The organism is Corallococcus sp. CA041A, assembly GCF_003612075.1.
Lineage (GTDB): Bacteria > Myxococcota > Myxococcia > Myxococcales > Myxococcaceae > Corallococcus > Corallococcus exiguus.
Map to the genome: position 1 here is coordinate 19,143 of NZ_RAWF01000132.1, position 8,235 is coordinate 27,377.

The 8,235-nt window shown below is 70.8% G+C and carries 6 protein-coding genes; 2 read left to right on the forward strand and 4 right to left on the reverse strand.

All coding sequences use genetic code 11. The features are described 5' to 3' along the window. Positions 1–411 precede the first annotated feature (411 nt). Positions 412–3,351, forward strand: coding sequence for a choice-of-anchor D domain-containing protein (locus D7V77_RS23155; RefSeq protein ID WP_120578466.1), 2,940 nt, complete (start codon positions 412–414; stop codon positions 3,349–3,351). An 84-nt stretch (positions 3,352–3,435) separates the two neighbouring features. Beyond that, on the forward strand, positions 3,436–4,359 hold the full coding sequence (locus tag D7V77_RS23160; RefSeq protein ID WP_120578471.1) for a metallophosphoesterase: 924 nt from the start codon (positions 3,436–3,438) through the stop codon (positions 4,357–4,359). Here D7V77_RS23160 and D7V77_RS23165 read toward each other — a convergent pair. The 4 genes from D7V77_RS23165 to D7V77_RS23180 all read right to left on the reverse strand — a co-directional run. Beyond that, positions 4,349–5,512, reverse strand: a complete 1,164-nt coding sequence (locus tag D7V77_RS23165; RefSeq protein WP_169831350.1) for a hybrid sensor histidine kinase/response regulator — start codon at positions 5,510–5,512, stop codon at positions 4,349–4,351. The two genes, D7V77_RS23160 and D7V77_RS23165, sit on opposite strands and share 11 nt — an antisense overlap. Next, positions 5,496–6,110 carry a chemotaxis protein CheB gene (locus tag D7V77_RS23170; protein ID WP_120578467.1) on the reverse strand — a complete coding sequence of 205 codons (615 nt, stop codon included), beginning with the start codon at positions 6,108–6,110 and terminating at the stop codon, positions 5,496–5,498. Before D7V77_RS23170 ends, D7V77_RS23165 begins: the two co-directional genes overlap by 17 nt. A gap of 16 nt (positions 6,111–6,126) precedes the next feature. Next, complete coding sequence (locus D7V77_RS23175; RefSeq protein WP_120578468.1) at positions 6,127–6,954, reverse strand: protein-glutamate O-methyltransferase CheR; 828 nt, start codon at positions 6,952–6,954, stop codon at positions 6,127–6,129. An 8-nt stretch (positions 6,955–6,962) separates the two neighbouring features. Further along, the coding region (locus D7V77_RS23180) for a response regulator (RefSeq protein ID WP_120578473.1) at positions 6,963–8,235 on the reverse strand (1,273 nt) is incomplete at its 5' end.

Consider the following 8,235-nt stretch of genomic DNA (forward strand, 5'->3'; position numbering starts at 1 on the left):
GCTTTATCACTGAAAGGGTGTTCCGGTGCACGCAAAGGCGCACTACCGGAGAGGTTCAGCGGAAACACGCGAAACCGCCGCCCGCATCCCCACCGCCAAACGGGCACCCGGCCGTCCTGCGCACGCCACTCGTCCCCTCTGGAAATCGCACGGCCCCCGAGGGTCAGGGGTCGGTGTAGCATCGACCGTTTGTGAAGCTTTTGCAGTCGCTTCCACGAAACGTGGAATCTCCTGCTTTACCCGTTAAATGCCGTTCCCCAGCGAGGGCGCCCGTTTGCCGTGTTGGCGGCGTGACGGCGCCTCGTTGGGACGCCCAGGCACCAGGGTTGCACCTTTCTACGACGACCGGATCCACGCGCAGTGCTGTGTGGGGGGACACCGGTGCCGTGCGTAGGAAATGGGGGACTCTGTATGCGTGGACTCCGATGGCTGGTGTTGGCGTTGGTGGCGGCGGCGACGGCGTGTGAGCGGCCCACTTCACAGCAGGCACGCACGGGCTTCGCGGCACGCCCGGAGCTCCTGGAGTTCGGCCCCGCCGCCGTGGGGCGCACCAAGACGATGACGCTGCGGCTGGCGAACCAGGGGCGCGCGTCGTACCGCGTGGAGGGGGCGCGCTCGTCGCTGCCCAACGTCAGCGTCCCGGTGTTCGAGCCCTTCACGCTGACGGCCGGCGCGGAGCACGAGCTTGAAGTGCGCTTCACGCCCGACGTGGAGGGCGCGGTGCAGGGGCAGCTGGAGCTGTTCACGGACGCGTCCGGCGGCGCGGCGACGCAGGTGCCCATCAGCGGGCGCGGCGTGAAGGCGCTGGTGGAGGTGCCGGAGTCAGCGCTCGACTTCGGCAACGTGAACCTGGGGCTGGTGGAGATGCGCGAGGTGACGGTGCGCAACCCCTCCGACGTGGAGAGCCCGCTGGTGCTGTCGGTGGAGGGCGCGGACAAGGACGAGTTCTCCGCCGGCGCGGGGATGCCGTCCACGCTGGCGCCGCATGAGACGCGCAAGGTGCCGGTGGCCTTCAGCCCGGTGCGGCTGGGCAACGGGGAGGCGGAGCTGCACGTCGCGGTGTGCGACGGCTGCGAGCCCGCGGTGGTGAGGCTGACGGGGATGGGCGTGGCCGGCGCGCTGGAGGTGACGCCGCTGCGCGTGGACTTCGGCCGGGTGGCGGTGGGCGCCACCGCCGAGGAGCGCATCACCGTGCGCAACCTGGGCTCCGAGCCGCTCAGCTACAAGGGCGCGGCGCTCCTGGAGGACCCGTCCGGCGTGTTCAAGGTGGTGAGCGCGCCTGCGCTCCCCAACGACGTGCTGGCTCCGGGTGGGGTGGTGGAGCTGCGCGTGGCCTTCACGCCCGCGGTGGCCGGCCGGGTGCGCGATGGCCGCGTGGAGGTGTCCGTGCGCAAGCCGAAGACGACGTCGCCCGGGCCCAAGGTGACGCTGACGGGTGAGGGCGGCGCGTCGTGCGTGGAGGTGACGCCCGCGCACCTGGACTTCGGGCCGGTGGCCTTCGGCATGACGGCCACGCGCGACGTCACCGTGAACAACCACTGCCGCGAGGAGACCACCGTCACCGGGCTCCACCTCACCACTCAGGCGGGGGGCTACTTCACGCTCGCGCAGCCGCCGTCCAGCCAGCCGGTGGCGCCCGGGGGCACGCTGAAGGTGGGCCTCACCTTCAGCCCTCGCGCGGGCGTGGGCAGCGCGAGCAGCGGGCAGTTGGCCGTCACCTCCACCCAGCGCACCTCCAGCGCCACGGACGGCGTGACGCTGGCGGGCGAGGGCAAGGCCTTCGCGCCGTGCGAGTACGCGCTGCCCTCGGTGCTGGACTTCGGCCAGGTGCCGGTGGGCTCGGAGGTGGCGCTGGGGGTGACGCTGCGCAACACCGGCACGCAGGCGTGCTTCCTGGCGGGGCTCCAGTTGGCGTCGGGGTCGGACCCCGCGTTCCGCGCGTCGACGGTGGCCAACAGCGTGCTGGAGCCCGGCAAGAAGGCCACGCTGCTCGTGCGCTTCCGCCCATCCGGTGAAGGGGAGTTCCAGGGGCTCGCGGAGGGCTGGGTGAGCCACCCCACGCGCGGCCACCCGTTGGTGAACCTGGTGGGCCGGGGCGTGCAGGGGTGCTTCTCCGTGCAGCCCACCACGGTGGACTTCGGCATCAGCCGGCTGGCGTGCGGCCCTCGCACCCGCGAGTTCATGGCCTACAACGACTGTCCGGGGGACGTGAAGGTGACGGGCATGAAGCTGGAGCAGCCGGGCCAGGAGTTCGCCGTGTCCGGCGCGCTGCCGGCCACGATTCCCGCGGGCGGGCGCGTGAAGCTCACCGCGAAGTACGCGCCCGGGGAGGAGGGCGAGGACGCGGCGACGGTGCGCTTCACGCTGAGGGACGGCGCCGTCTACAACGCGGGGCTCGTGGGGCGGGGCCTGGCGAAGACGGACCAGACGGACCGCTTCGTCCAGCAGTCGGAGGCGCGCGTGGACGTGCTCTTCGTCGTGGACAACTCGGGCTCCATGATGGAGGAGCAGCAGAGCCTGGGGGATAACTTCTCGGCCTTCCTGTCCGCGGCCACCGCCGCGCAGGTGGACTACCGCATCGGCGTCACCACCACCGGCCTGGACCCGTCTCCGGGCGGCTGGTCCGAGTGCCCCGGCGGCGCGCTGGGCGGTGAGAACGGGCGCCTGTTCCCCGTGGACGGCTCCAGCCCGCGCATCATCACGCCGGAGACGCCCAACGCGGCCGGCGTCTTCGCCACCAACACGCACGTGGGCGTATGCCACTGGAACGAGCAGGGCCTGGACGCGGCGTACCGAGCGCTGTCGGATCCGCTGCTCTACGACCTGGATGATCCGCGCACGCCCCAGGCCAACGACGGCAACGGCGGGTTCCTGCGCGAGGAGGCGAAGCTGGCCATCATCGTGCTGTCGGACGAGGAGGACTTCAGCTCCCAGCCGGTGTCCTTCTACGAGACCTACCTCCTGGCCCTGAAGGGGAACGACCCGTCCAAGGTGAGCTTCAACGCCGTGGTGGGCCCGGAGGACCTGAGCACCTGCACCACCTCCAGCAGCTCCGGCAGCCGGTACATGGAGCTGGCCCGGAAGCTCAACGGCGTGGTGGACAGCATCTGCACGCCCAACTGGGCCGCGTCGCTGGAGAAGCTGTCGGAGAGCGCCTTCGGGCCCAACCGGGCCTTCCCCCTGTCGGAGGTGCCGGAGGACCCCGGCGCCATCGCCGTCCGGGTGGACGGACTGCCCGTGACGGACGGCTGGTCCTATGACGCGCGGGCCAACGCTGTCATCTTCGACCGGCTGCGCGCCCCGGCCCCGGGCGCGGTGGTGGAGGTCACCTATCCGCTGGGTTGCCCGTAGCTGGGGCAGCCATACGTCCGTCACTGGAAAGTGACAGAGGCGGATGACTCGACAGGGAGGGGCGGGAGGCCTTGAGTGAAGGACATGCCGCAGGACTCCCTCCTCGTCGCCGCGCTGGGTGACATCCATGGCCGCTTCCACCGCGTGGAGGCGTGGCTGGACGCGCTGGAGCAGGCGCGTGGCCGGAGGGTGGACCTGGTGCTGGCGGTGGGGGACGTGGAGGCCTTCCGCCACGCGGACGACCACCGGCGCAAGGCCGCCAAGCGCGCCATGCCCGCCGAGTTCGCCGAGTACGCGGACGGCATCCGCCGCGTGAAGCGGCCGCTGTACTTCATTGGCGGCAACAACGAGGACTTCGAGGCGCTGCACGACCTGCCCGACGGCGGTGAGCTGGCCCCGGACGTCCACTACCTGGGACGCGCGGGCCTGCGCACCCTGGGCCCCCTACGCGTGGCGTACCTGTCCGGCATCCACGCGCCGCGCTTCATCGACCAGCCGCTGAAGCGGCCCACGTCGCTGGATACGGCGAAGCAGGCGGGCTACTTCCGCACGCCGGAGGTGGAGCACGTGTCCGCGATGCGGGACGTGGACCTGCTGCTCGTGCACGAGTGGCCCCGGGGCATCGTGCAGAAGGCCCGTGACGAACGCCTGGCCCCCTCGCGCCCGCTGCCCTCGCCGTGGATTGGCAACCCGGTGACGCGCAAGCTGGTGGACACGGTGCACCCGAAGTGGGTGATCTGCGGCCACTCGCACAAGCCCTTCGCCGTGGCGCTGGACTCGCACGGACGTGCGCTGTCGCGCGTGGCGTGCCTGGACCAGGCGGCGCGACCGGACACCGCCGTCTTCTGGCTGGAGTTCGAGGGGCGCGAGGCCCAGCGCGCAGGCTGGGGCGTCTCCGGTGTCGCCGCCTGGCAGGCGGGACAGCGCTGGGGGCTGCACACGCTGCCGCCGCTGGAGGAGTCCGACGGGCCGGGCAGCGTGCCCGTGGACAACGGCGCTACAGCTTGACGACGTCCATGCCCTTGCGCGGCAGCTCCACGCGGAACTCCGTGTAGGGCCCGCTGCCGGAGAGCACCTCCACGCCGCCCTGATGCGCGTGGATGATCTGCTGGACGATGTAGAGCCCCAGGCCCAGGCCCTCGCCCCGGCCCCGGCGTTGCTGGCCGCCGCGGAACGGGTCGAAGAGGAAGGGCATCAGGTGGGCGGGGATGACGCCCACGTTGGTGATGGTGAAGTGCAGGGCGTGGTCGCGCGTGCCGTCCACGAGGATGCGCACCGGCTCCGCGGCGTCGCCGTGCTGGAGCGCGTTGCCGATGAGGTTGGAGGCCACCTGCGCCAGCCGGTCCGCGTCCCAGTCCCCCACGAGGTCTCCGTCCTGCCGCACCTCGATGCGGTGGCGGGGCCATGACGTCTGGTGCTCCTGCACCATGCGCTGCACCAGCTGCCCGAAGTCCGTCTCTCCCCGGCGCAGCGGAATCCCGCCCGCCAGCCGCGCGCGCGCCAGGTCCAGCACGTCTTCAATCATCCGGCTCATGCGCTTGCCGGCGGTCATCATCCGCGAGGCCGTCTTCTTCACGGCCTCGTCTTCCGAGCGGCGCTGGAGCAGGTCCGCCGCGGTGAGGATGGCGGAGAGGGGGTTCCTCAGGTCGTGGCCCAGCACCGCGGTGAACATCTCGTTGAGGCGCAGGGTCTCCGCGAGCGTGTCCAGCTGCTGCGCCAGCTGCTGCTTCTGGCGGTGCATCTGGAAGAAGACCTCCGCCTTGCCGCGCAGCGCGTGGGCCTCCAGCGGCTTGAAGAGGAAGTCCACCGCGCCGGCCTCGTAGCCCTTGAAGGTGCGCCAGGGGTCGCCCCCGCCCGCGGTGACGAAGATGATGGGCACGTCGCGGGTGCGCTCTGAGCCGCGCATCAGCTCCGCCAATTCGAAGCCGTCCATCTCCGGCATCTGCACGTCCACGAGCGCGAGCGCGAACTCGTGACGCAACAGCAGCTCCAGTGCCTCCGCGCCGGAGCGGGCGCAGTGCACCTCCACGTCGTCACGCCGCAGCACGGCGGAGAGCGCCAGGAGATTCTCCTCCAGGTCATCGACGAGCAGGCACTTCACCCGGGAAGCCACGGGCAGGGGCTCCTTGCTGAGGACGGACAGGTCAGATAGCACCGCCATCTCCCCATGCCCGGAAGACGGCGGGCATCTGTTCAAGAGGCAGCACGAAATCCACCGGCCCCGCCGCGACGGCTGCCTGGGGCATGGCAGGCGAGCGAGCGGTGTTGGGGGCCTGCACCAGGGTGACGCCGCCCCGCCGTTTCACCGCCTGGAGCCCCAGCGCCCCGTCCGCGTTGGCGCCCGTAAGGATGACGCCGCCCAGGCGTGGGCCATAGACGGCCGCGGCGGATTCGAAGAGCACGTCGATGGCGGGGCGGGAGAAGTGGACGGGGGCGTCCATGGACAGCGCGAGCAACGGCCCCTTCGCGTCCCGGTCCACGAGCAGGTGGTAGTTGGGTGGCGCGAAGTAGAGGGTCCCGGGCTGGACAGGCTGCTTGTCCGTCGCCTCGTGCACCGGCAGCGTGCACCGGGCGGTGAAGACCTCCGGCAGCAGGCTGGGGAGTTTGCGCGGCAGGTGCAGGACGACGAGGACCGCGGGCCGGAAGTTCGTGGGCAGCGCGGGCAGGATTTGTGTCAGGACATCCACCCCGCCCGCGGACGCACCAATGACGATGGCGTCGACGCGGCCAGCGGGCGGAGCGGGGCGCGGAGTGGGCATGGCGGTGGGGCCTCCTCTATCGCTTCTGGTAGAGCCTATCCTCGGGGACGACGGGGGTGAACGAGGCCTCGTGCGAGGAGAAGCGCAGAGACTCGCGCGCCCCCAGGCCCAGGAACCCCTTGTGACAGAGCGATTCCGCGAACAATCCCAGCGCGCGCTCCTGGAGTTCGCGGTTGAAGTAGATGAGCACATTGCGGCACGACAGGAGCTGCACCTCCGCGAAGACGCTGTCGGTGGCCAGGCTGTGGTCCGAGAAGACGATGTGGCCCTTGAGCGACCGGTCGAACACCGCGCCGCCGTACGCGGCGGTGTAGTAGTCCGACAGCGACGTGCGCGCGCCGGACAGCCGGTGGTTCTGGGTGAAGGACGCGATGCGGTCCACCGCGTACACCCCGGCCTCCGCGCGCTGGAGCGCGGTGGGGTTGATGTCCGTGGCGTAGATGCGCGTGCGCTCCAGCAGCCCCTCCTCACGCAGCAGGATGGCGAGCGACCAGGCCTCTTCCCCCGTGCTGCACCCCGCGACCCAGACCTTGAGGGACGGATAGGTGCGCAGCACCGGCACCACGTGCTCGCGCAGGCCGCGGAAGTAGGACGGGGCGCGGAACAGCTCGCTCACCTGCACGGTGAGGTAGTCCAGCAGCACGGGGAACAGCGCGGGTTCGTGCAGCATCCGGTCCTGGAGCTGGGACAGGGTGGCGCAGTCGAGGCGCTCGGCGGCCTGGGCCAACCGGCGCTTGAGGGAGGACTCCGCGTAGCCGCGGAAGTCGTAGTGGTATTTCAGGTAGAGCGCCTCGAGCAGCAGCCGCAGCTCGATGTCGAACTCCTTCGTCGCCACGTCGAGCATGCGCGGCCTCACCCCTTGGGCATCCAGACGCGCAGGAGCGACAGCAGCTTCTCCACGTCGAGCGGCTTGGCGATGTAGTCATTGGCGCCCGCCTGGAGGCACTTCTCCTGGTCGTCGCGCATGGCCTTCGCGGTGAGCGCGATGATGGGCAGCTTGCGCCAGGCCTCCTGCTTGCGGATTTCGCGCGTGGCGGTGAGGCCATCCATCTCCGGCATCATGATGTCCATCAGCACCAGGTCCACCGCGAGCTGGGGCTGGGCCAGGCTCTTCGTGAGCAGGGCCAGGGCCTCCTTTCCGTTGCGGGCGATCTCCACCTTCGCGCCCCGGGGCTCCAGCACGCTGGAGAGGGCGAAGATGTTCCGCACGTCGTCCTCCACCACGAGGATGCGGCGGCCCTCCAGCGTGGACTCGCGGTCGCGAGCGGCCTGGAGCATGCGCTGGTGCTCCGGTGGCAGGCGCGACTCCACCTGGTGCAGGAACAGCGTCACCTCGTCCAACAGGCGCTCCGGGGAGCGCACGCCCTTGATGATGATGGAGCGTGAGAAGCGGCGCAGCTGCTGCTCCTCGTCGCGGCTGAGCGTGTGGCCGGTGTAGACGATGACGGGAGGGAAGGAGACGGCCTCCTCGGCGGCCATGCGCTCCAGGAGGTCCTGGCCGCTCAGGTCCGGCAGGTGCAGGTCCATCACCATGCAGTCGAAGGTGTGCTCGCGAAGCCGCTGGAGCGCGTCGTGCGCGGTGGCGACGCCCTCCACCTCCACGTCCTCTGCCTCCAGCAGCTTCTGGATGCTCTCGCGCTGACGGGCGTCGTCCTCCAGCACCAGCACCCGGCGGGGGCCCGGCGCGGACTTCGTCTCCAGCGTGCGGAAGACGTCCAGCAGTTGCTCGCGCTGCACGGGCTTGAGCGCGATGCCCACCGCGCCCAGCTCCAGTGCCTCACGCGTCGGGTCCGCCGCGGACACCACGTGCACCGGGATGTGGCGCGTGCGCGGATTGCGTTTGAGCTGATCCAACACCGTGAGGCCGGAGTGGTCCGGCAGGTTCATGTCCAGGATGATGGCATGGGGCGCGTGGCCGAGCGCGGCCTCCAGTCCATCCGTGGCGGTGGCGGCCAGGATGCACTGGAAGCCCAGCTCGCGCGCCAGGTCGCGCAGGATGAGGGCGAAGCGGGCGTCGTCCTCCACCACCAGCAGCACCCGCGAGCCGGAGGTGAGCCGCTCGCGGTCGTCCTCCAGGCCAGGGGGCGGGGCCGGTGTCGGGCGGGGCGTGGCCACGGGCTGGACG